The 21,226-nt window shown below is 48.1% G+C and carries 19 protein-coding genes; 8 read left to right on the top strand and 11 right to left on the bottom strand.

Annotated features, from left to right (window positions below; translation table 11 throughout):
* Positions 1 to 23: 23 nt before the first annotated feature.
* The 7 genes from hemL to hemA are packed head-to-tail and all read right to left on the bottom strand — an operon-like array spanning position 24 to position 7,254.
* Entirely contained in the window at positions 24 to 1,310 is a 1,287-nt protein-coding gene (gene hemL / locus V7S65_RS13660) for a glutamate-1-semialdehyde 2,1-aminomutase (protein WP_111577707.1), read from the bottom strand.
* Between the two features lie 36 nt (positions 1,311 to 1,346).
* The gene (hemB, locus tag V7S65_RS13655; RefSeq protein ID WP_079470416.1) at positions 1,347 to 2,318 is read right to left on the bottom strand and encodes a porphobilinogen synthase; all 972 of its coding nucleotides are present in this window, start codon (positions 2,316 to 2,318) and stop codon (positions 1,347 to 1,349) included.
* A 45-nt stretch (positions 2,319 to 2,363) separates the two neighbouring features.
* Entirely contained in the window at positions 2,364 to 3,275 is a 912-nt protein-coding gene (hemF, locus tag V7S65_RS13650; protein ID WP_079470415.1) for an oxygen-dependent coproporphyrinogen oxidase, read from the bottom strand.
* Positions 3,276 to 3,281: 6 nt separating this feature from the next.
* Positions 3,282 to 4,310, bottom strand: a complete 1,029-nt coding sequence (gene hemE, locus V7S65_RS13645) for a uroporphyrinogen decarboxylase (RefSeq protein ID WP_336386771.1) — start codon at positions 4,308 to 4,310, stop codon at positions 3,282 to 3,284.
* Positions 4,307 to 5,032 carry a uroporphyrinogen-III synthase gene (locus tag V7S65_RS13640; protein WP_339545865.1) on the bottom strand — a complete coding sequence of 242 codons (726 nt, stop codon included), beginning with the start codon at positions 5,030 to 5,032 and terminating at the stop codon, positions 4,307 to 4,309. Before V7S65_RS13640 ends, hemE begins: the two co-directional genes overlap by 4 nt.
* Positions 5,033 to 5,075: 43 nt before the next feature.
* A complete protein-coding gene (gene hemC / locus V7S65_RS13635) occupies positions 5,076 to 5,996 on the bottom strand; it encodes a hydroxymethylbilane synthase (protein WP_336386773.1) in 921 nt (306 codons plus the stop codon).
* A gap of 4 nt (positions 5,997 to 6,000) precedes the next feature.
* Positions 6,001 to 7,254 (bottom strand): glutamyl-tRNA reductase, encoded by a 1,254-nt coding sequence (hemA, locus tag V7S65_RS13630; RefSeq protein ID WP_079470411.1) that lies wholly within the window; start codon positions 7,252 to 7,254, stop codon positions 6,001 to 6,003.
* A gap of 228 nt (positions 7,255 to 7,482) precedes the next feature.
* Here hemA and hemH point away from each other — a divergent pair, with 228 nt between their 5' ends.
* From hemH to V7S65_RS13595, 7 genes are all read left to right on the top strand, one after another.
* Positions 7,483 to 8,526, top strand: a complete 1,044-nt coding sequence (gene hemH / locus V7S65_RS13625; protein ID WP_079470410.1) for a ferrochelatase — start codon at positions 7,483 to 7,485, stop codon at positions 8,524 to 8,526.
* 9 nt (positions 8,527 to 8,535) lie between these two features.
* Positions 8,536 to 9,882, top strand: coding sequence for a protoporphyrinogen oxidase (gene hemG / locus V7S65_RS13620; protein ID WP_336386774.1), 1,347 nt, complete (start codon positions 8,536 to 8,538; stop codon positions 9,880 to 9,882).
* 60 nt (positions 9,883 to 9,942) lie between these two features.
* Positions 9,943 to 11,073 carry a Re/Si-specific NAD(P)(+) transhydrogenase subunit alpha gene (locus tag V7S65_RS13615; RefSeq protein ID WP_111577702.1) on the top strand — a complete coding sequence of 377 codons (1,131 nt, stop codon included), beginning with the start codon at positions 9,943 to 9,945 and terminating at the stop codon, positions 11,071 to 11,073.
* Positions 11,074 to 11,102: 29 nt separating this feature from the next.
* Entirely contained in the window at positions 11,103 to 11,414 is a 312-nt protein-coding gene (locus V7S65_RS13610) for an NAD(P) transhydrogenase subunit alpha (RefSeq protein WP_079470407.1), read from the top strand.
* A gap of 96 nt (positions 11,415 to 11,510) precedes the next feature.
* Entirely contained in the window at positions 11,511 to 12,977 is a 1,467-nt protein-coding gene (locus V7S65_RS13605) for an NAD(P)(+) transhydrogenase (Re/Si-specific) subunit beta (protein WP_336386775.1), read from the top strand.
* A 75-nt stretch (positions 12,978 to 13,052) separates the two neighbouring features.
* Complete coding sequence (locus V7S65_RS13600) at positions 13,053 to 14,456, top strand: methyltransferase RsmF C-terminal domain-like protein (protein WP_079470405.1); 1,404 nt, start codon at positions 13,053 to 13,055, stop codon at positions 14,454 to 14,456.
* Between the two features lie 209 nt (positions 14,457 to 14,665).
* Positions 14,666 to 15,640 (top strand): LysM peptidoglycan-binding domain-containing protein, encoded by a 975-nt coding sequence (locus tag V7S65_RS13595; RefSeq protein WP_336386776.1) that lies wholly within the window; start codon positions 14,666 to 14,668, stop codon positions 15,638 to 15,640.
* Between the two features lie 202 nt (positions 15,641 to 15,842).
* Here V7S65_RS13595 and fmt read toward each other — a convergent pair whose 3' ends face one another.
* Both fmt and V7S65_RS13585 read right to left on the bottom strand, forming a co-directional pair.
* Entirely contained in the window at positions 15,843 to 16,769 is a 927-nt protein-coding gene (gene fmt, locus V7S65_RS13590) for a methionyl-tRNA formyltransferase (RefSeq protein ID WP_336386777.1), read from the bottom strand.
* A gap of 71 nt (positions 16,770 to 16,840) precedes the next feature.
* Complete coding sequence (locus V7S65_RS13585) at positions 16,841 to 18,007, bottom strand: exo-beta-N-acetylmuramidase NamZ family protein (RefSeq protein ID WP_336386778.1); 1,167 nt, start codon at positions 18,005 to 18,007, stop codon at positions 16,841 to 16,843.
* A 104-nt stretch (positions 18,008 to 18,111) separates the two neighbouring features.
* On the opposite strand from V7S65_RS13585, the gene V7S65_RS13580 reads away from it, so the two are divergent.
* On the top strand, positions 18,112 to 18,540 hold the full coding sequence (locus tag V7S65_RS13580) for an FKBP-type peptidyl-prolyl cis-trans isomerase (protein WP_079470987.1): 429 nt from the start codon (positions 18,112 to 18,114) through the stop codon (positions 18,538 to 18,540).
* Between the two features lie 71 nt (positions 18,541 to 18,611).
* Here V7S65_RS13580 and V7S65_RS13575 read toward each other — a convergent pair whose 3' ends face one another.
* Both V7S65_RS13575 and metE read right to left on the bottom strand, forming a co-directional pair.
* Positions 18,612 to 18,806, bottom strand: coding sequence for a cysteine-rich CWC family protein (locus V7S65_RS13575; RefSeq protein ID WP_079470401.1), 195 nt, complete (start codon positions 18,804 to 18,806; stop codon positions 18,612 to 18,614).
* Between the two features lie 80 nt (positions 18,807 to 18,886).
* Complete coding sequence (gene metE, locus V7S65_RS13570) at positions 18,887 to 21,178, bottom strand: 5-methyltetrahydropteroyltriglutamate--homocysteine S-methyltransferase (protein ID WP_336386779.1); 2,292 nt, start codon at positions 21,176 to 21,178, stop codon at positions 18,887 to 18,889.
* Positions 21,179 to 21,226 lie beyond the last annotated feature (48 nt).

The following is a 21,226-nucleotide window of genomic DNA, read 5'->3' as shown; positions in this document are numbered from 1 at the left end:
TCTGCACAGGATTGAATTGTTAACTATTTTATCGCCTGCATGGCAGATTTAGCAGCAGCAATGGTTTCATCCAGGTCTTCGGTAGTGAGTGCATTACTCATAAACCAGCTTTCGAAAGCGGAAGGCGGCAAATAAATACCACGGTCCAGCATCGCATGGAAGAAACGTTTGAATAATTCATTATTAGCGGCAGAGGCAGCAGAGAAATCCACAATCGGATATTCAGTGAAATGTGCGCTCAGCATAGATCCCATCTGGTTGATGCTATGCACGATACCAGCAGCGCCAAATGCTTCTTTTAATCCATTCACCAGGTAGCTGGCTTTTTCTTCCAGTTGCTGGTAGATAACAGGATTTTCATTCAGCGTTTGCAGCAAAGTATAACCGGCAATCATTGCAATAGGATTACCGCTTAAAGTGCCCGCCTGGTATACCTTTCCGGCCGGAGCAAGATGTTCCATGATTTCTTTCGGACCTGCTACTGCGCCCACCGGCATACCTGCCCCGATGATTTTACCAAAAGTAACAAGATCGGCCCGGATGCCGAGTAATTCCTGTGCACCACCGCGCGCCAAACGGAACCCTGTCATTACTTCATCGAAGATGAGCAGGATATTGTTTGCATCACAAAGCTGGCGGAGCCCTTCCAGGAAGCCCGGCTGAGGAAGGATACAGCCCATGTTGCCCGCTACCGGTTCAATGATAATAGCAGCAATCTGGTTAGTGTTATCGGCAATCAATTGCTCTACTGCGGGTAAATTATTGTATGGAGCTGTAAGCGTATCTTCTGCTACTGCAGTGGTAACGCCCGGCACAGATTGAATGCCCAGCGTAGCTACGCCACTGCCGGCGCTTACCAGGAACGCATCAGCGTGACCGTGGTAGCAACCATCAAATTTGATAAACTTATTACGGCCGGTATAGCCTCTTGCCAGCCGGATGGCTGTCATACAGGCTTCCGTACCGGAGTTTACCATGCGTATCATATCGATATTAGGCACCATGCCTGTGATCAGTTCTGCGATCTTTGTTTCCAGTTCTGTAGGAGCCCCGAAAGATGTGGAGTAGGTGGCGTATTCCTGTATGGCCTTTACCACCGGCTCATATGCATGGCCGAGGATCATGGGGCCCCAGGAATTGATATAGTCGATATAACGGTTGCCATCTACATCGTACATATAGGCGCCTTTGGCACGTTCCATAAATACGGGAGTGCCGCCTACACTTTTAAATGCACGTACGGGAGAGTTAACACCGCCGGGAATTACCTGCTTTGCTTTCCCGAATAACATTTCACTTTTACTGTACATCTGTTGGTGGTTTATTATTTTACGCAAGATAGGGAATTATGCATTCAGCAGTTTTACAGCGTCTTTTGCAAAGTAGGTAGCGATCAGATCCGCGCCGGCGCGTTTCATACTGGTCATACATTCCATGATGGCCTTGTTTTCATCGAGCCAGCCTCTTTCTGCCGCTGCTTTGATCATGGCGTATTCACCGCTTACATGATAAGCACTCACTGGTACGGTTACACGATCTTTAATAATGCGCATAATATCGAGGTAAGCCATAGCAGGTTTTACCATCACAATGTCGGCGCCCTCTTCAATATCCATCAGCGTTTCCCGGATAGCTTCGCGGGAATTGGCATAATCCATCTGGTAGGTTTTTTTATCGCCGAAGCCGGGAGCAGAGTCCAGTGCATCACGGAAAGGACCGTAAAAACAGGACGCGTATTTGGCGCTGTAAGCCATAATGCCTGTTTTGTCGAACCCATTCTCTTCGAGGATATTGCGGATTGCCAGGATGCGGCCGTCCATCATATCGCTGGGCGCTACAAAATCGGCGCCTGCCTGTGCATGGCTCAGGCTCATGCGTGCCAGTACTTCTACCGTAGGATCGTTTACAATTTCTGTCCCGTCTACAATACCATCGTGGCCGTAGGAAGAGTAGGGGTCCAGTGCAACATCTGTCATCACCACCATTTCGGGAATGGCGTTTTTAATGCCGCGGATGGCACGCTGCATCAACCCGTTGGGGTTTACTGCTTCGGTACCTTTATTATCTTTTACACTGTCCGGCGCTTTCACAAACAGCAGTACGCTTTTAATACCCAGGCTCCAGAGTTCCCTGGCTTCTTTAATGGTAAGGTCCAGGGAGTACCTGAAATAACCCGGCATAGAGCTGATCTCTTCTTTCACATTTTCTCCTTCGGTAACAAATAACGGCGCTATAAAATCGCTGGGTGTTAAAATTGTTTCCGCTACCATTGCACGAATAGCAGGAGATACTCTTAAAATTCTGTTTCTTCTGATCATCTTTATAAAAATTTTATTGTTTTTATATAGTCGTCTGCCGGCTTATTATTTTACCCATTCCCTGGGCTTCAGATATTCTTCCAGCTGTGCTTCCGGGCTGCCGGGTGCGGGATGAAAGTCGTACTCCCAGCGGGCTACAGGTGGTAAGCTCATCAGGATGGATTCTGTACGGCCGTTTGTTTTCAGGCCAAACAGCGTGCCCCTGTCGTGAACGAGATTGAACTCCACGTAACGTCCACGTCTATACGCCTGCCAGTTTTTATGTGCGTCGGTATAAGGCAGATTTTTTGTTTTCTCTACCAGCGGAAGATATGCTTCAAGGAAAGCGTTTCCATTTGCTTTGGAGAAATTCAGGAGTTCTTCTGCGGTCCTTTCTGCGTTAGGCCGGAGGTAATCGTAAAAGATACCGCCTATTCCGCGCGCTTCGTTATTACGGTGTTTATTGATAAAGTATTCGTCGCAGTGTTTTTTATATGCAGGATACAATTCTTTTCCAAAAGGATCACAGGCATCTTTAAAGGTACGGTGAAAATGTATACCGTCTTCTTCCTGCAGGTAATAGGGCGTAAGATCCGCGCCACCGCCAAACCAGCTGTCTTTCAGCGTTCCATCCTGGTCATACAATTCAAAATAGCGGAAGTTGGCATGCACGGTAGGCACAAAAGGATTCACGGGATGCAGCACCAGCGAAATACCACATGCCATGAACTGGCTGTTGGTAACGCCAAACTGTTGTGCCATTGCCTCCGGCAACTCACCATGAACAACCGAAGTATTTACACCGCCTTTTTCAAACACATTCCCGTTGGCGATCACGCGTGTTTTACCACCGCCGCCACCAGGGCGTTCCCAGCGGTCTTCCAGGAAAGTAGCTTTGCCGTCTGTTTTCTCCAGCGCAGCGCAGATCTCATCCTGTAAGCCGTGTATGAATGATATGAAATTATCTTTGATGCTCATGGTTAATTATCCGTGTGCTTTAACTGTTTCTACGAATGCTTTGGCGTGATCAACCGGAACATTTGGTAAGATACCATGTCCGAGGTTGGCAATGTAACGCTGTCTGCCAAAGCCTTTCAGCATTTCTTTTACAGCCTTTTCAATTTCAGGAACAGGCGCCAGCAATTTAGCCGGATCAAAATTTCCCTGCAGGGTGATGTTGCTGCCGGCAAACTGGCGGGCCAGTTCCGGTTTAATACACCAGTCGATACCCAGTCCGTGTGCACCGGTAGCGGCCATGTCTTCCAGGGCAAACCAGGCGCCTTTGGCAAATACGATAGTAGGACAAACATCCTTCATCGCGGCAACTATCTGGCGGATATATTGTAAAGAGAATACTTCAAAATCCTGCGGACTGAGCAACCCGCCCCAGGAGTCAAATACCTGTACGGTATCAGCGCCTGCGGCTACCTGTGCTTTCAGGTAAGCGATGGTGGTATCGGTGATCATCTGCAACAACTGATGTGCTACAGCAGGCTGCTGATAGCAGAATGCTTTTGCTTCATCAAAAGTTTTAGAACCCTTGCCTTGTACCATGTAGCAGAGCAAGGTCCAGGGCGCGCCACCAAAGCCTATCAGCGGTACCCTGCCATCCAGTGTTTTTTTGGTGAGCTTCAGTGCATCAAACACATAGTGCAGTCTTTCCTGTACATCGGGAACGCATAAACGTTGCAGATCCTGAGCGGTTTTAATGGGAGCGGGCAGCAGTGGTCCTACTTTTTCCACCAGCTGTACTTCCATGCCCATTGCCTGTGGAACCACGAGGATATCGGAGAAGATAATAGCAGCATCAACGCCCACCTGGTCTACCGGCATCACCGTTATTTCTGTTGCCAGCTCCGGGTTTTCGCAGCGTTCAAAGAACGTATATTTATCACGCAGTTTGATATAATCCGGTAAATAGCGACCAGCCTGACGCATCATCCATACCGGTGTGCGGGAAACAGTTTCGCCTTTAAGGGCCTTCAGCAATAAGTCGTTCTTCAATGCGCTCATTCGTAGCAGTTAATGTTGTTAAAATAAAATATAGCAGTTTGCACCATGCTTTCTTCGCTGATATCGGTGCTCATTATAATTTTGTTATCGGTGTGTTCTCTCAGTTCGGTGGCGGTTGTTCTGCCAATGGCGAAGCAAACGGTTTTACTATTCAGCCTGTTGGCAGACAGGTAGCTTTTTACGGCGCTGGGACTGAAAAATAATACACCGTCGTAATCATCGGCTGTTACAGCGGGTGCAGGAATATTTTCGTAGATCACGTATTCATGTACGGTAATACCTGCCTGCTTTAATGCATCCGGCAATTCATGTCTTCTCTGGCTGCCGCAATAAAAATTTACTTCATTTATAGTTCCCAATGCAATGAGGGCTGCCGCCAGTTCGCTGCCATAAGGAGAGGACGCCAGTATTTCAGCGTCTGGAAAAATTTCACGGGCCTTTTGCAGCGTTTTGCCGGAGATACAGCCAATGCGGGCGTTGTCGGTAAGGAAAATAGTCCGGAGATCATTACGCAGACCATTTACGCCAAAGTAATGTTGTTTCAGCACTTTCAGTGCATTCGCACTTGTAAAAACCGATACATTGGGCGCCTGGAAAATATCAGATATACAGGTATCGTTCCAACCGGGTTTATTGCCTTTTAATGAAGGAAGTGTTACCGGCTTTATCTGTATAAAATCCTGTACATCTATGTGTATACCACTTTCACCAGCAACAGCCACAGAGCTGTCTGTTAAATGCCTGGTGCTTAATATGCGGTATTTATCATTTAGCATTTCTGATCTGTGCTACTATTTCAGCGCCACCCTGCGCCATAATATCTTCTGCAGCTTCCTGTCCGAGGTGTTGGGCCTGTTCCAATGGTACTTCGCGTGAAACAGTGAAGAACCGGGCGCCATCCAGGCTGCACAGTTCGCCGCTGAAATGTATGTGATTGTTTTGTATATAAGCGTAAGCGCTGATAGGGGTGGTGCATCCGCCCATCAGGGTACGTAAAAATTCGCGTTCAATGTGTGTGGCGAGGGCGGTATCTGCATGATTAAAAGCAGCGCATGCATCCAGGCAAAATTGATCATCTTCCCTGCACACTGCCACCACTGCGCCCTGTGCGGGAGCTGGCAGCATCCAGTCGAGATCAATGGAATTAGCAGGACGTACGTTGATCCTTTCCAGTCCGGCTACCGCGAAAATGGCGCCGTCCCAGTTTTCTTCCGCCAGTTTTCTTAAGCGGGTATTAACATTGCCACGCAGGTTATGCAGCTGGTGCTGTGGATATTTCCGCAGCCACTGTGCTTTACGGCGTACGCTGCTGGTAGCGATGTTAGCTATATAATCCGGTTGTGAAAGGAAATCAGTATCGTTTTTATATACCAGCAAATCTTTTACCGGCCCGCGTTGCAGGATAGCGGCATGTACAATTTGCTTCGGAAGCTGTGTGGGAACGTCTTTGAAGGAGTGAACGGCAATGTCTATACGGTTATTGAGCAATGCCAGATCGAGGCTTTTTGTGAAGATGCCCTGTACGCCTATTTCATACAGGGGTGTTACCAGGTCTATATCTCCTTCGCTTTTGATGGGTACCAGTTCTGTACGGTAACCTTGTGCGGTGAGCAGATCATTTACCTGGTTTGCCTGCCACAAGGCCAGCTGACTTTCTCTTGTGCCTATCCTGATAACTTTATCCATTTGTTTATTCCTGGTTAACTCCGGTCTCAAAAATATCGTTGATCATGGCGATGTACTGGTCGCTTTTGTCTGTTTCCTTGCGTACTTTACCAGCCATGAGATTAATCATTTTTTGTATGATGCGGGAAGATACGAGTTCAATGTCTTCCATGTTGTAGTGACCGCCGTTTTTCTGTTGCTGTATTTCGCGGGTATGTATTTCCTGCAGCTTATCTTTTACGGCTTTCAGTACTACTGCGTGTTTGCGCATTTTGTACCAGTAAAGGAATTCCTCCATATGTTCGTCGATGATGGAGATTGCCTTTGGTACTTCTCCCAGCCTGTTTTGCAGGGTTTCATCCTGTACTTTGGAGAGTTCATCCACATTCACGAGGGTAATATGCGGAAGTTCACCTACAGCTGCTTCCACATTGAAAGGAATGGATAAGTCGACGATGAGTTTTGGAGAAGTATTGCGGAGATGTTCTGCCAGCACTGTTGGGTGTGGGGCATTGGAAGCAACGAGTATCACATCTGCCTGCTGCATTTCGCTTACCATATCTTCGATGGGAGCGTATTTCAGTCCGTGCTGGCCGGCGAATTCGGCGGCCACCTGCAGGGTGCGGTTAATGAGGGTTACTTCTTTTACGCCGAGGTATTCGATCATGTTCTTGCAGGTGTTGCGGCCTATTTTACCTACACCCAGCAATACAATTTTTTTATCTTTTATATCAGGACAGATGCGTTCCAGCATTCTCACGGTGGCAAAAGCCACTGATACCGTGCCTTTGCTGAGTCCTGTTTCAGTTTTGATGAGTTTGGAAACCTGTAAAACGCTGTTGACAAGCCTTTCCAGGAAGCTGCCCAGGCTGTGATGCGCTTTGGCAAACTTAGTGGCATTACGGATCTGACCTATGATTTCGTAGTCGCCGAGAATCTGGGAGTCAAGACCGGTACCTACCTGGTACAAATGCCTGATCGCTTCTTCTCCTGACTTGGTATAGGCTAATTCTTCCAACTGGCTTCTGTCGCCGTTTGATTCCCTGCAAAGCAAATCTATCAACTGCCCCGGGTTCGCTGCAAATCCGTATACTTCTGTTCTGTTACATGTAGAGAGCACAAAGAGATCGTCTAATTGCACTACCCTGGCATGCTCCAGGAGTTGTTGATACTGAGCCGGATTGATGGCGTATAATCCCCTGATAGCAGCGTCTGTTTTCTTATAGTTGATGCCAACGATATGAAAATTTGCTATTTCTTTTGAATGACTGACCTGCATGTTTTTGTATAAGCTTCCGGTTGCAAAAGTACTTTCATACGTCCCAAACAAAAGGGGTTAGCTGTCATTAGTGTGTCATTTCTACTACTGGTAATCATTACGACGAAAAAATGATTTTTATCAGGTTTTGCCTTTACAAAAGAATGACACTAATCAGCCTGGCTATACGTGGACTATAATGCTTTTCGCTTTCGGCTTTTTGCTTACTTTTGCACCAATTTAAAAGAAATGGTATCTAAATCTGATGTTGGAATAGTATTAATGAACCTCGGATCGCCTGATTCTACCGCCGTGCCGGATGTTAAGCGTTATCTGAATGAGTTCCTGATGGACAAGCGTGTAATTGATTATCCGTGGTTGTTCCGCAAGATCTTAATTGAAGGTATCATTGTGCCAAAACGTGCGGAGCAATCTGCCAGGGCTTATGAATCTATCTGGTGGGAAGAAGGATCGCCATTGGTAGCCTTAACAAAGCAGCTGCAGATGGCGGTGCAGAACGACATGGAAATCCCGGTGGAAATAGCCATGCGTTATGGTAACCCGCATCCGCAGGTGGCTTACGACAACCTGCTCAAACAAAATCCTGGTCTGAAAGAAGTGGTGCTGTTGCCCCTGTATCCGCATTATGCCATGTCTTCTTATGAAACAGCCGTGGAATACGCGCAGGAAGTCTATAAAAAGAAAAAATATAAATTCAAGCTGTCGGTAGTGCCTCCGTTTTATGATGAACCGGATTATATCAATGCACTTACTGAAAGCATGCGTCCATATCTTCAGCAGGACTATGATTACGTATTATTCAGTTATCATGGATTACCGGAAAGGCATATGCGTAAAGCCGATCCAACCGGTGCGCATTGCATGAAGGTAAATGACTGCTGTCATGTAAAGTCACCCGCACATGATTATTGCTATCGTCACCAGATCACGGTTACTACTGAGCTGGTAGCGGAAAAGCTGGGACTGCCGCGGGAAAAATGGGGTATCTCTTTTCAATCAAGACTGGGCCGTGAAGAATGGCTGAAGCCCTACACCGCCGGTTTGCTGGAAACACTGCCGGCTGAAGGCAAAAAACGACTGCTCATCGTGTGTCCTGCTTTTGTTTCAGATTGCCTTGAAACACTGGAGGAGATAGCTGTAGAAGGAAAACATTCTTTCCTGAACAGTGGCGGCGAATCTTTTACTATGATTCCGTGTTTGAATATTCACCCGTTATGGGTAAAAGCTGTGGTTAAATATTGCACGCAGATAATCGCAACTGAAGCCGTTTAAATTTATCATATGTCTGATCAACCCGTATTGATTGTCGGCGCCGGTCTGTCCGGGCTGAGTATTGCATATGAATTGCAGAAACTGCAGGTGCCATACCAGGTACTGGAGGTTTCTGATCATACCGGTGGTGTAATGAAATCTATACGGGAAAATGGCTTTGAGCTGGATGCAGGCGCCAACACCATCGCGGCGTCGCCGGAACTGCTGCAGTATTTTACAGAACTGGGTCTTGATAAAGAAATTCTGCAGGCCAGCGCCGCCAGCAAAAACCGCTTCCTGGTAAGAAGACACCAACTACATGCGGTTTCCCCACATCCTTTCAAAATCATGGCTTCTCCTTATCTGAGCCGCGGCAGCAAGTGGCGGCTGTTTACAGAGCGTTTCCGTAAACCGGCCACTGTAGCAGGAGAAGAAACAGTAAGTGATTTTGTAACAAGAAGATTTAATAAAGAGATTGCCGAATATGTTTTTGACCCGGTGTTATCAGGCATTTATGCCGGTAATCCCGACCTGATGAGCGTAGCGGAAGTATTGCCCGCACTCCCGCGGTGGGAGCGGGAATACGGCAGCGTTACCAAAGGATTGATGAAAGATAAGGGCGCTATGGGCGGCCGGAAAATCATCAGCTTCAAAGGCGGCAACCAGTTGCTCACAAACCGTTTACATCAATTGCTGACTACCCCGGTACGGTTTAACTGCAACGTAACCGGCATCACTGCCGCCAATGGCGGATATATTGTGAGTGCGGTGGAAAACGGGGTATCAGAAAGCTATACCGCTTCAAAAGTTGTACTGACCACCCCGGCATACAGCACGGCAGAAACCATTACCCACCTCGATGCGGCTGCCGCAGCCTTATTAAACAACATTCACTACCCCCGCATGGGTGTGCTGCACCTGGGCTTTGACGCCGCCGCGCTGCCACAGCCGCTGGAAGGCTTTGGCTTCCTGGTGCCCAATGCGGAAAATATGCATTTCCTCGGCGCTATCTGCAACTCTGCTATCTTCCCGGATAAAGCCCCCGCGGGCAAAATCCTGTTTACCGTATTCCTGGGAGGTGCGAGGCAGGAAAGCCTGTTTGACCAGATGCCCCCGGAAACCCTGCAGCAGCAGGTAGTTTCGGAAGTACGCTCTTTACTGCACCTGTCGGCCCCACCGGTGATGCAGCGGTTCAGTACATGGAACAAGGCCATCCCGCAGCTGAATATAGGTCATGTTAAGTTGCGGAATGCTGTAAAAGACTTTGAAAAAAAATATCCGGGCATTCATATCTCCGGAAATTACCTGCAAGGCGTAGCCATCCCGGCTTTACTGCAACATGCCGCTGCTTTGGCCGCTTCTCTGAAGAAAAATTAAACAGAAAAATAGTTCGTTGTTGCCGTTTTTTCTTTAAATTCCATTATAAATTTCCACCAGATGATTGCAGGAATTTTAAAAGAAAAAAACGGCGAAACCAGGGTGTCTCTCGTCCCTGAAGTAGTAAAGCAACTGCAGCAAATGTCGGTGACCGTGTGGGTGGAGCAGGGAGCCGGCGACCATGCTTTTTATAACGATGACGCCTATATGCAGGCGGGCGCGGAAATAAAAACAGCTGCCAGCATCCTCGCCGGAGCAGATATCATCTTTACCCTGCAGCCTCCGTCAAAAGAGATAACAGACCAGATCCCTCCGGGAAAAATTATCGCCGGTATTTTGCAACCACTGTACCGCGTAAACGAAGTGGAGTACTGGGCATCCCGTAATATCACCGCTTTCAGTTTAGATACTATCCCCCGCACTACCCGTGCGCAGGTAATGGATGTGCTTAGTTCGCAGGCCAATATCGCCGGTTATAAGGCAGTATTGCTGGCAGCGTATAGCTATTCCCGTTATTTCCCCATGTTTATGACCGCAGCAGGCAGTATTGCTCCCGCCAAAGTATTGATACTGGGCGCCGGTGTAGCGGGTTTGCAAGCTATTGCCACCGCCCGCCGTTTGGGCGCTGTAGTGGAAGTATTTGATACCAGGCCCGCTGTGAAAGAAGAAGTAATGAGCCTGGGCGCCAAATTTGTGGAAGTGGAAGGAGCCGCAGATGCTTCCTCCGCCGGCGGTTACGCGGTTGAACAAAGCGAAACATATAAGCAGCAGCAACAGCAGCGTATTGGGGAAAGCATTGCCAAAGCAGATATTGTGATCACCACTGCGCAAATTCCGGGTAAAGCAGCGCCGGTACTGGTAAGCAATGAAATGCTGGACCGTATGCGGCCCGGTTCCGTGATTGTGGATCTTGCCGCCGCCACGGGCGGTAACACCAGTGCTACAAAGAACAATGAAACCGTGCAGTACAAAGGAGTGACCATCATCGGAAATTCCAACCTGCCCGCTACGATGCCGGCCGACGCCAGTAAGCTATATGCAAAAAATCTATTCAATTTCCTGAAACTGATACTGACAAAAGAAGGAGCACTGCACCTGAATTTTGAAGATGATATTGTGAAAGGCGCCTGTATTACACACAACGGTGAAATTGTGAACGACCGTGTGAAAAACCTGATGCAGCCAGCTTAGTAGTCGAGATCGTAAAATACCTGTCTGACATGGAATATATTTTAACTTTTCTTCACCAGCATATCGATCTTATCTACATCGTTATCCTGTCTGTTTTTTTAGGAATAGAGGTGATTTCGAGAGTGCCGTCTGTATTGCATACACCGCTGATGAGCGGCGCCAACGCTATTCACGGCGTTGTAATTATCGGGGCTATCATTGTGATGGGGAAGGCGGAAGCGGATAATTATCCCGCGCTGATCATCGGCTTCCTGGCGGTGATCCTGGGTACGATCAATGTGGTAGGAGGTTTTGTGGTAACCGACCGTATGCTGGAAATGTTCAAAGGAAAAAAGAAATAGCTGGTAAAGGGTTACCGTTATCTGTTGTTTTTTTTTACGGCAGACAGATGCTAACTGTTTAACAGCTTAAAGCTAACGGCTAAAAGCATAATACTTATGGGATCCAGCATTTTATCAATTATCTACCTGATCGGCTCTGTTACTTTTATCCTCGGACTGAAAATGTTAAGTAAACCGGATACTGCCCGCAAAGGCAACCTGGTAGCCGCTGCGGGAATGTCGCTGGCCATTCTCGGCACTATCTTTCTCTACCGGGTAAACGATGCCCCCCTGCATAATTATGGTTGGATATTTACCGGGTTGGTTATCGGTGGTGTTATCGGCGTGTTGTCTGCAAAGAAGGTGAAGATGACGGCCATGCCGGAAATGGTAAGTATGTTCAACGGAATGGGCGGGGCATGTGCTGCGCTTATTTCTATCGTGGAATTTGACCACCTGATCAAGCTGATAAAGAATTTATACGCACCTGTTTCCGACGATCACCTGGCACTTCAGTTACTGGAGTCGTCTGCCTCAAAAGGAATGGTGATCATCATTTTGCTGAGTCTCATCATTGGCGCGGTATCCTGCGCGGGCAGCATTGTTGCCTGGGGAAAGCTCACCGGAAAGGTGAAGGATTTTTCCTTTAATGGCCAGCATTTCCTCAACATGGGTGTACTGGCGCTGATAGTAGGGTTATCCGTTTGGCTGGTGTGTATCTTTGGTGTTTCGCCGGGAACAGGTCTGATTGTGTTTTACGTTGTTTTCCTGCTGGCGTTGTTTTATGGCGTGTTATTCGTGCTGCCGATTGGTGGGGCGGATATGCCTGTGGTGATTTCCCTGTTGAATTCATTTACCGGAGTAGCCGCAGCCTGTGGCGGGTTCCTGTATAGCAACCCGGTGATGCTCACGGGCGGTATCCTGGTAGGTTCGGCCGGAACTATCCTCACCATCCTCATGTGCAAGGCCATGAACCGTTCCCTGAAAAACGTGCTGATAGGCTCTTTTGGCGGTGGTGCAGCAGGTGCTGCGGCCTCCGGGAAGGAGCAGGGTAATTATAAAGAAATCAGTTTGAATGATGCCGCTGTAGTGCTGGCATATGCCAATAAAGTGATCATTGTACCAGGGTACGGATTGGCGGTGGCGCAGGCCCAGCATGCCTGTCATGAGTTGGAGAAGCAGCTGGAAGAAAAGGGCGTGGAAGTAAAATACGCTATTCACCCGGTAGCGGGCCGTATGCCAGGGCATATGAATGTATTGCTGGCAGAAGCAGATGTTCCCTATGAGAAGTTATTGGAAATGGAAGATGCCAACGCTGAATTTCCCACTACCGATGCGGTATTGATCTTGGGTGCCAATGATGTGGTAAACCCTGCAGCGAAGAGCGATCCCGCCAGTCCCATTTACGGGATGCCTATCCTGGAAGTTGAAAACGCGAAAGTAGTGATCGTCAATAAACGCAGTATGAAACCGGGATATGCCGGTATCGAAAACGATCTCTTTTTCCAACCCAAAACATCCATGCTGTTTGGAGATGCAAAGAAGGTGTTGCAGGAGCTGCTTTCCGCCATCAAGGAGGTGTGAGCCGGAAAGAAAACCTTCTCCCCGGCTATTCCCGCATAAAACATTTTTTGCTAAATTTGCGGAAAAAAAATTCCTTTGTCCAGTCAATTACCAGCAGCGCTACTAGATTCGTTAGCGGGACTTCCGGGTTATAACCGGGAAACTTTTGAGCAGGTGCATGCCGCCGCCGAAAAAATTACTTCACTGCGATTGAATCCCAATAAAATAAAAACGCCGGAACGAACGGCCGCTGTGCTGCAATCCCTGTCGGCCACCGGCGCCACCCCGGTTCCCTGGAGCAGGGATGGGTATTATTTACCGGAGCGGCCCTCCTTTACATTTGATCCTTATTTTCATGCGGGCGCCTACTATGTGCAGGAGGCTTCCTCTATGTTCCTGGAACAGATGGTACGTGCAACGGTGGATCTTACACAGCCATTGAAGGTATTGGACCTTTGCGCTTCTCCGGGAGGTAAATCCACTTTGCTGCAATCCCTGATCAGCCGGGATAGCCTGCTGGTGGCCAACGAGGTGATCAAGCCGCGGGCCGCGCTGCTGACAGACAACCTCACAAAATGGGGCGCTGCAAATGTAGTGGTGAGCAATAATGATCCGCGTGATTTTTCAAGGCTGCCTGGTTACTTCGACCTGGCGGTAGTGGATGCCCCTTGTTCCGGCTCCGGTTTATTCCGCCGCGATCCGGAGCTGGTGGAGGAATGGTCGCCGGAGAATGTAACGCTCTGCAGCCAGCGGCAGCAAAGGATTATGGCAGATGTGCTGCCATCGGTAAAAGAAGGCGGTGTTGTTATTTATTCCACCTGCTCTTTTTCTGCAGAAGAAGATGAAGCAATCCTGGATTGGCTGGCCGATCATTTTGAACTGGAGAATATCCCGGTTACACTGAACCCCGAATGGAATATTGTTGCAACGGTAACGCACAAACGAAATTGCACCGGTTACCGGTTTTACCCCGACAGGCTGAAGGGAGAAGGATTTTTTATAGCAGCTTTCCGTAAGCGCAGCAGCGAAACCCCGCGTAAGCCGAAGCAACATAAATCAACTGCACTCACTGCCCGTCAGCAGGAGGTAATTACTCCCTGGATAAACATGCCTGACGATTACCAGTATTTCATGCACCAGGAGGAAGTATTGATTTTGCCACCTTCTGTGGCAGCAGAAATACCATTGTTGCGGCAACAATTGTATATTCGCAAGGCGGGTGTAAAAGCGGGTCATCCCAGCGCGAAAGAACTGATCCCCGATCATCAGCTGGCAGCCAGCACATTAGTATCCGATGAGCTGCCGGTAGTTTCCCTGGATTTGCGGCAGGCGTTGCAATACCTGCGCAAGGAAGATCCGGGAATGAGCACACGGGTGCGGGGCTGGGCGCTGGTAAGATATGAGGACATGAACCTCGGCTGGGCAAAAATATTACCCAACCGCATGAACAACTACTATCCGAAAGAGCTGCGCATCCTGAAAGAGATTACAGGATTGTAAAGAATAAACGACTGCTATTTATCCGGGAATGATACTAACTTTGAAATACAGTGCCAACGGGGGCGCCGTTTTATAACGGCAGCCACAACAAAAAGGGATTTTCTCCGTTTGGTTTATTAAATAATTTTGTCAATTTTAACGCATATATTCGTTGCCCGAAATAGCAGATAAAATTTAAGATATTCTGCTGCATCATAAACAGAGTTAGTATGATAAAATCGATTCTTTCAATCGTCTTGTTTGGTTTTAGTGCAGTAGCGGCGCAAGCGCAGGACACGCTGGAGGTACAAGGTACTTCCCCCGCTCTCTACATATCCCATGTTGTTAAAAAAGGAGAAAATTTTTATAGTCTCAGCCGTGCTTATGGCTTACCGCCAAAAGAAATTGCGGCCGCCAATAAAGTGAATATGGAACAGGGATTACAGCTGGGTCATAAGCTGCATATCCCTCTCACCGCTGCCAACTTTTCACAGAAAGCAGATGCCTCCGGCAAGCCGGTATATCATAAAGTATCCGATAAGGAAACTTTATACCGTGTGAGTGTGAACTATAACAAAGTACCGCTGGATAATATCCGTCAGTGGAATAGTTTTTCCGGAGATGGACTGAAAAAAGACAGCTACCTGATTGTGGGCTTTATGAAAGCTGGTGGCGCCGCTGCTGAAGCTGCCCCCCGTCCTGAAAAAGTAAAGGAAAAAGCTACCCCGGCAGCAGAACCGGTGGTTACTTTATCTCCACCACCACCACCGCCTCCGGCAGTAAAGGAAACGCCTAAGAAAGAAAAAGAACCGGAAGCCCGCCCTGCAGCAGAAACAACAGAAACGGTTACTCCTGCCCCCACGCCGGTTAAATCCGCTCCTGTTAGCAGCAGCACCGATTTTGAACAGTTGTATGAGCAGCAAACCAACGGCGGCAAAAAAACGACTTCTGAAAAAGGCCCCGGTACCTGGTTCAAGAGCAATGCTGTAGGTAAATATTACGCGCTGCATAACACCGCACCACGTGGCACCATCATCAAGGTAACCAATCCCCTGAATGGCAAAGCCGTATACGCAAAAGTACTGGACGTAATCCCGCAGATGAAAGCCAATGCAGGCCTTATCATCAAACTGAGCGACAGTGCGATGCAGGCACTCGGCAGCAATGAAACCAAGTTTTACTGCGAGCTGAGTTACGAGGATTAACGCGGATGTTGTCTTGGCGCAGGATTACGCTGATTATACTGATTTATTGGATTTTTATAAATGATTAAGGGAGATAGAAGTGGATACACACTTTTATCTCCCTTAATCTTTAAAATCAAATATGATCAAATCCAATAAATCAGTATAATCAGCGTAATCCTGCTCCAGGACAATTTCCATCGCCGAAGGCGATCTCCCCGGCCTAAAAGCGATACCCCCGCAGAAACGCTTCCACATCCATTTTCTTCTTGCCTTCCAGCTGGATTTCATCCAGGTAAAGATAACCGTCTGGTGCTGCTATTTTGATATAGCTTTTTTGATCGGTATCAAAATCGCCCGGTGCTTTTGCCGGTGTGGTATGTTCCTTACGGGCTTTGTATATTTTCAGTGTTTTTCCCTGGAAAGTAGTCCACGCAGCAGGGTAGGGGCTAAGCCCGCGTACCAGGTTGTAAATGCTGTCCAGCGGCTGGTTCCAGTTGATCTGGCAGGTTTCCTTGAAAATTTTTGGCGCATGTTTTATTTCCGCTGCCGGGATATTGGCCTGTGGCGTTTCCTGTACGTTGCCTGTGGCAATAGCCTGTACAGTTTTAAGCAGTAAGCGGGCGCCTGTTTGCATCAGGGCATCATGTAGTTCACCGGCGGTTTCATCGTCGCGGATAGCTACTTTATCGCTGAACAGGATGTTGCCGGTATCTATTTCATGCTGTAGTTTGAAGGTGGTAACGCCGGACTCTTTTTCGCCGTTGATAATAGCCCAGTTAATGGGTGCTGCGCCGCGGTAATTGGGCAGCAGCGAAGCATGTACATTGATGGTGCCTTCGGGAGGCATATTCCATACTATTTCAGGTAACATGCGGAAAGCCACTACTACCTGAAGGTCGGCTTTCAGCTCTTTTAGGGCAGCAATGAAATCAGGATTTTTCAGTTTCTCCGGTTGCAAAACAGTGAGTCCTTTACTCACTGCATATTGTTTTACTGCACTCTCCTGCAGCTGTAATCCACGACCGGCGGGCTTGTCCGGTGCTGTGATCACACCCACTACATTAAATCCGTTCTGTACTAATATATCAAGGGATGCCACTGCAAAATCAGGAGTACCCATAAAAACAATGCGAAGCTCTTTACTCATAGGATGCAAAAATAACGACCTTTCGCGGATTTTAGCGAGAGGGAAGACGGAAAGCCATTCCCCTTTGCTTTTTAGTATAACAGGTATTTGGCCCGTATTATCTTAAACTTCGCCAGTCCGGGTTCCCAGCTTTTGCGGATCTCTGCTTCAGACATACCTTTCACGATCTGCTGTTGCAGTATGGTGTTACCGGCCAGTTTGCTGAAGAAGGGAATGAAGAATTTAGATTTATCCGGGAACATGCGATATGCATTCAGCAGCCATTTCAGTTCAATTTTACGGCCTGCGTGGGGAGTTGCTTCCGGGGCATCGCTCAGGTCAAAGCCGTAGCACAGCTGGTCTTTCAGCACCGGTGTTGGATTAGTAGCGCTGGCGCGGGGCGTAAATGAGTAACCCTTTTTTGGAAAAGCCGGTGAGCCATATACCTGGAAAGGCTTGTCAGTACCACGTCCCAGGCTAAGTGCGGTACCTTCAAAAAAGCAGAGGGAGGCATAGAGGTTGATAGCGGCCATATTGGGCAGGTTGGGCGACGGTTTGATGGGTACGCGGTAAAATGTTTTGTGGTCATAATTTTCACAGGGAATCACTTTAATATCGCAGTGTACGCCTTTGCGGAGCATGTGTTCTCCATTCAGCATCCGGGCATATTCACCAACGGTCATGCCATGTACCACGGGGATGGGTTGCATGCCTATAAAGGAACGGTACGCGGTATCGAGGATGGGACCGTCTACATAGTCGCCATTAGGATTAGGACGGTCCAGTATTACGAGCGTTTTTTTATTTTCTGCTGCGGATTCCATCAGCTCCTGCAGGGAAGAGATGTAAGTAAAAAAGCGGGTGCCTACATCCTGGATGTCGAACAGCAGGATGTCCACATCTTCCAGATCGGCTGCGGTAGCTTTACGGTGTTGCCCGTAGAGCGACACAATGGGAATACCGGTAGCAGAATCAACGCTGTTGGCTACTTTTTCACCATGACCAGCATTGCCACGGAAGCCATGCTCAGGGCTGAAGATCTTCTGTATTTTTATATTCAGTTTTAACAGGGAGTCTACCAGGTGCGTATTATCGATGGTGGCGGTTTGATTCACCATCATGGCTACCCGCTTGTTTTTCAGCAGTGGAAGGTAACGCGCCGTTTGTGTGGCGCCTGGCAATACATGTTCCGCATATTGTGCGGAGGTTTCATAAATGCACCCTGCCAGGAGGACGCAAAGAAGGAGAATACGGTTCATACCGTTAAGATAATGCAAAGCTTTATTGACTGTATCAAAAAGTGCGGATTATGGCTGCTTTTTGTATCTTGCGCGTAATTATTAACACTAAACAATTAATTTTTATGCAAACTGTTAAAAACGGGGATACAGTGAAGGTGCATTACCACGGCCGTTTAACGAACGGAACTACTTTTGATTCTTCCGAAGGTAGAGCTCCGCTCGAATTCAAGGTAGGTGCCGGTATGGTTATCAAAGGTTTTGAGAATGGTGTGCTGGACATGAAAGTTGGCGACAAGAAAACCATTCATATCCCTGTTGATCAGGCATATGGTCCCAAAAGTGATGAAATGATCATGGATTTTCCAAAAGAAAATATCCCGGCTGATCTGAATCCTGAAGTAGGTATGGAATTGCAGATGAGCAACCCTCAGGGACAGGTTTTCCAGGTAAAAGTAGCTGCTATCGGCGACGAGTTTATTACCCTGGATGCTAACCACGCGCTGGCTGGCGAAGACCTGGTATTTGACCTCGAACTGGTTGAAATCGTATAATATTCAGGTATTTTTTTGATTTACGGATGCAGGAACTGGTTGATAAAACTACCCTTGCATCCGTAAATTTTTTATGTCTGCTGATACATTGCTTTCATATCGCGCAAACAATCTGCGCAAAGACAACCACTATAGTTTTGCTGGATAAAATAACGCTCTTCTTCGGTTAACACCACATCCTGGCACTGACAGCGTAGAATGGTGCCTACGCGGCATTCAAAGGTGCGTTCGCACCGCGGACAGGTTACGGTTTCATGACATGCCATGTCCTAAAATTACGGATTTTAGGCTGCATTCAGTAAATGCAGCGCGGATGATTTTCGCTGCATTTACTAAAAGCCCGGCACTAGTTGCTCATCGCCAATCGCACATTTTTTGCGGCGGTAACCATATTACGCAAGGCCATTTCTGTTTCCGGCCATTTCCGCGTTTTAAGCCCGCAGTCGGGGTTCACCCATATATTGCGCAGCGGCAGTAAGGCAGCCGCCTTATGCAGTAATGCCTCCATTTCCGCTATTGCCGGCACTCTTGGGGAGTGGATGTCGTATACACCCGGACCGGTTTCATTCGGATATTTAAATCCTGCAAATGCTTCCAGTAACTCCATCTGTGAGCGCGATGTTTCTATGGTAATCACATCGGCATCCATCGCGGCGATGTGCGCTATAATATCATTAAATTCCGCATAGCACATATGCGTGTGGATCTGGGTGGAATCATCCACCGTACTTACCGCAAGGCGGAAGGCTTTCACCGCCTCACTGAGATAGGCAGCGCGTTGTGCTTTACGCAGTGGCAGCCCTTCGCGGAGCGCCGGCTCATCTACCTGTATGATGGTAATACCGGCATCTTCCAGGTCTTTTACTTCATCACGGATGGCGAGTGCAATTTGCATAGCGGTTTGCATACGCGGCTGGTCATTTCTTACAAAAGACCATTGCAGAATGGTGATGGGGCCGGTCAACATGCCTTTAACAGGCTTGCTGGTCAGCGACTGTGCAAAACGGCTCCAGGCAACGGTCATGGGTTCCGGCCGTTGTACATCTCCAAAAATAACCGGGGGTTTTACACACCGGGTGCCGTAACTCTGTACCCAGCCATTTTGGGTAAATACAAATCCATCCAGTTGTTCCCCAAAGTATTCCACCATGTCATTCCGCTCAAACTCGCCATGCACCAGCACATCCAGCCCGAGGCTTTCCTGGCGGTAAATGGTTTCCGTGATAGCGTTACGGATATCCGCGTTATAAGTTTCCGGCGTAATGATCCCTTTTTTAAGATCGGCGCGGAGTTGTCTTATTTCCGTGGTTTGCGGGAATGAGCCGATGGTGGTGGTTGGAAACAGCGGAAGTTGTAATACCGATTGCTGTAATTTCTGACGGTGCGGGAAGATGCTGTGCCGCTGTGTATCCGCTGTGGTAACACTTTCCAGCCGGGCTTTCACTTCCGGCTGATGTATCCTGGAAGATATTTTGCGGCTGTTCATGACTGTTTCATTATCAATGAGCAGGGAGGCATCGCCTGCTATGATGTGCTTCAGCGCTATCACTTCAGCTACTTTCTGCTTGGCAAAAGCCATCCATTGTTTTACTTCCGGGTCCAGCGCGGTTTCATCTTCCAGGTTGTAGGGAACATGCAGGAGGGAGCAGGAAGTGCCCAGCAGTACACGTTCTTCACCGATTTGCTGTATCGCTTTCTCAATCAGCGCCATGGAAGCGGCGTAATCATTTTTCCAGATATTGCGACCGTCCACTACGCCGAGCGATAACCATTTATCTGCCGGGAGAGCCGCCAGTACGGCATCCAGTTGCTCCGGAGCCCTTACCAGGTCGATATGCACCGCCTGCACCGGCAGCTGCAAAGCCAGGGTGGTATTGTCTTCCAGCGCACCGAAATAAGTAGTCAGTAATATGCTGAGCGCAGGTAATGCCTGGCTTATAGCGGTGTATGCGGCGTGGTAAAGGTCTCTGGTGGCGGGGTCCAGGTCGGTCACCAGGAAAGGTTCATCCAGCTGGATCCATGTAGCGCCAGCCTGTTGAAGGGATCTTAACAATTCGATATAAACGGGCAGCAGTTTTTCCAGCAGCTGGGTGTGCGTAAGGTCATCTCCCTTAATTTTTCCACATAAAATAAAGGTAACAGGCCCGATGAGTACGGGTTTGGTGGTGATGCCATGACTAAGCGCTTCTTTGAATTCTTCCACACACTTTGGCTGGTGCAGGGTATATTGCTGAACGGATTCAAATTCAGGTACCAGGTAATGATAATTGGTATCAAACCATTTGGTCATTTCCAGGGCAGTGATATCGAAGTTATTTTTCTGGTAACCCCTTGCCATAGCGAAATACAGCTCCGGGCAACCCGGGTTGGCGAATGTTTGTTGTAATGCTTTGAAACGCGAAGGAATTACGCCCAGGGTCATGCACATATCCAGTACCTGGTCGTACCAGGAAAAATCGTTGGAGGGAATCAGGTCAATACCGGCTTCCTGTAACCCGTTCCAGTTCTCTTTTCGTAGCTGCCTTGACGTTAGCTCAAGACGCTCCAGGGAAATTTTTCCGGCCCAGTAATTTTCGCAGGCTTTTTTCAGCTCCCGCTGGCTACCTATTCTCGGATAGCCTGGAATGTTGGTAAGCATATATAGGATGTATTTTATTCTACACAAACCTATCATTATTAGATCTTT

Origin of the sequence: Chitinophaga sp. CCNWYY40 (assembly GCF_037483205.1) — a bacterium.
In the GTDB taxonomy this organism is placed as follows: Bacteria; Bacteroidota; Bacteroidia; order Chitinophagales; family Chitinophagaceae; genus Chitinophaga; species Chitinophaga ginsengisegetis.
The sequence above is the reverse complement of the archived record's forward strand: the minus strand, read 5'-3'. Positions and strand labels throughout refer to the sequence as shown.

Excerpts from the sequence above, each read along its gene's own strand:
- V7S65_RS13575 (WP_079470401.1), bottom strand. The coding sequence starts at position 18,806 with ATGGCATGTCATGAAACCGTAACCTGTCCGCGGTGCGAACGCACCTTT.
- V7S65_RS13615 (WP_111577702.1), top strand. The coding sequence starts at position 9,943 with ATGATTGCAGGAATTTTAAAAGAAAAAAACGGCGAAACCAGGGTGTCT.
- hemE (WP_336386771.1), bottom strand. The coding sequence starts at position 4,310 with ATGAGCGCATTGAAGAACGACTTATTGCTGAAGGCCCTTAAAGGCGAA.
- hemF (WP_079470415.1), bottom strand. The coding sequence starts at position 3,275 with ATGAGCATCAAAGATAATTTCATATCATTCATACACGGCTTACAGGAT.
- hemH (WP_079470410.1), top strand. The coding sequence starts at position 7,483 with ATGGTATCTAAATCTGATGTTGGAATAGTATTAATGAACCTCGGATCG.
- fmt (WP_336386777.1), bottom strand. The coding sequence starts at position 16,769 with ATGAGTAAAGAGCTTCGCATTGTTTTTATGGGTACTCCTGATTTTGCA.
- hemG (WP_336386774.1), top strand. The coding sequence starts at position 8,536 with ATGTCTGATCAACCCGTATTGATTGTCGGCGCCGGTCTGTCCGGGCTG.
- metE (WP_336386779.1), bottom strand. The coding sequence starts at position 21,178 with ATGCTTACCAACATTCCAGGCTATCCGAGAATAGGTAGCCAGCGGGAG.
- hemL (WP_111577707.1), bottom strand. The coding sequence starts at position 1,310 with ATGTACAGTAAAAGTGAAATGTTATTCGGGAAAGCAAAGCAGGTAATT.
- V7S65_RS13580 (WP_079470987.1), top strand. The coding sequence starts at position 18,112 with ATGCAAACTGTTAAAAACGGGGATACAGTGAAGGTGCATTACCACGGC.
- hemA (WP_079470411.1), bottom strand. The coding sequence starts at position 7,254 with ATGCAGGTCAGTCATTCAAAAGAAATAGCAAATTTTCATATCGTTGGC.
- hemB (WP_079470416.1), bottom strand. The coding sequence starts at position 2,318 with ATGATCAGAAGAAACAGAATTTTAAGAGTATCTCCTGCTATTCGTGCA.
- V7S65_RS13595 (WP_336386776.1), top strand. The coding sequence starts at position 14,666 with ATGATAAAATCGATTCTTTCAATCGTCTTGTTTGGTTTTAGTGCAGTA.
- V7S65_RS13610 (WP_079470407.1), top strand. The coding sequence starts at position 11,103 with ATGGAATATATTTTAACTTTTCTTCACCAGCATATCGATCTTATCTAC.
- hemC (WP_336386773.1), bottom strand. The coding sequence starts at position 5,996 with ATGGATAAAGTTATCAGGATAGGCACAAGAGAAAGTCAGCTGGCCTTG.
- V7S65_RS13585 (WP_336386778.1), bottom strand. The coding sequence starts at position 18,007 with ATGAACCGTATTCTCCTTCTTTGCGTCCTCCTGGCAGGGTGCATTTAT.
- V7S65_RS13605 (WP_336386775.1), top strand. The coding sequence starts at position 11,511 with ATGGGATCCAGCATTTTATCAATTATCTACCTGATCGGCTCTGTTACT.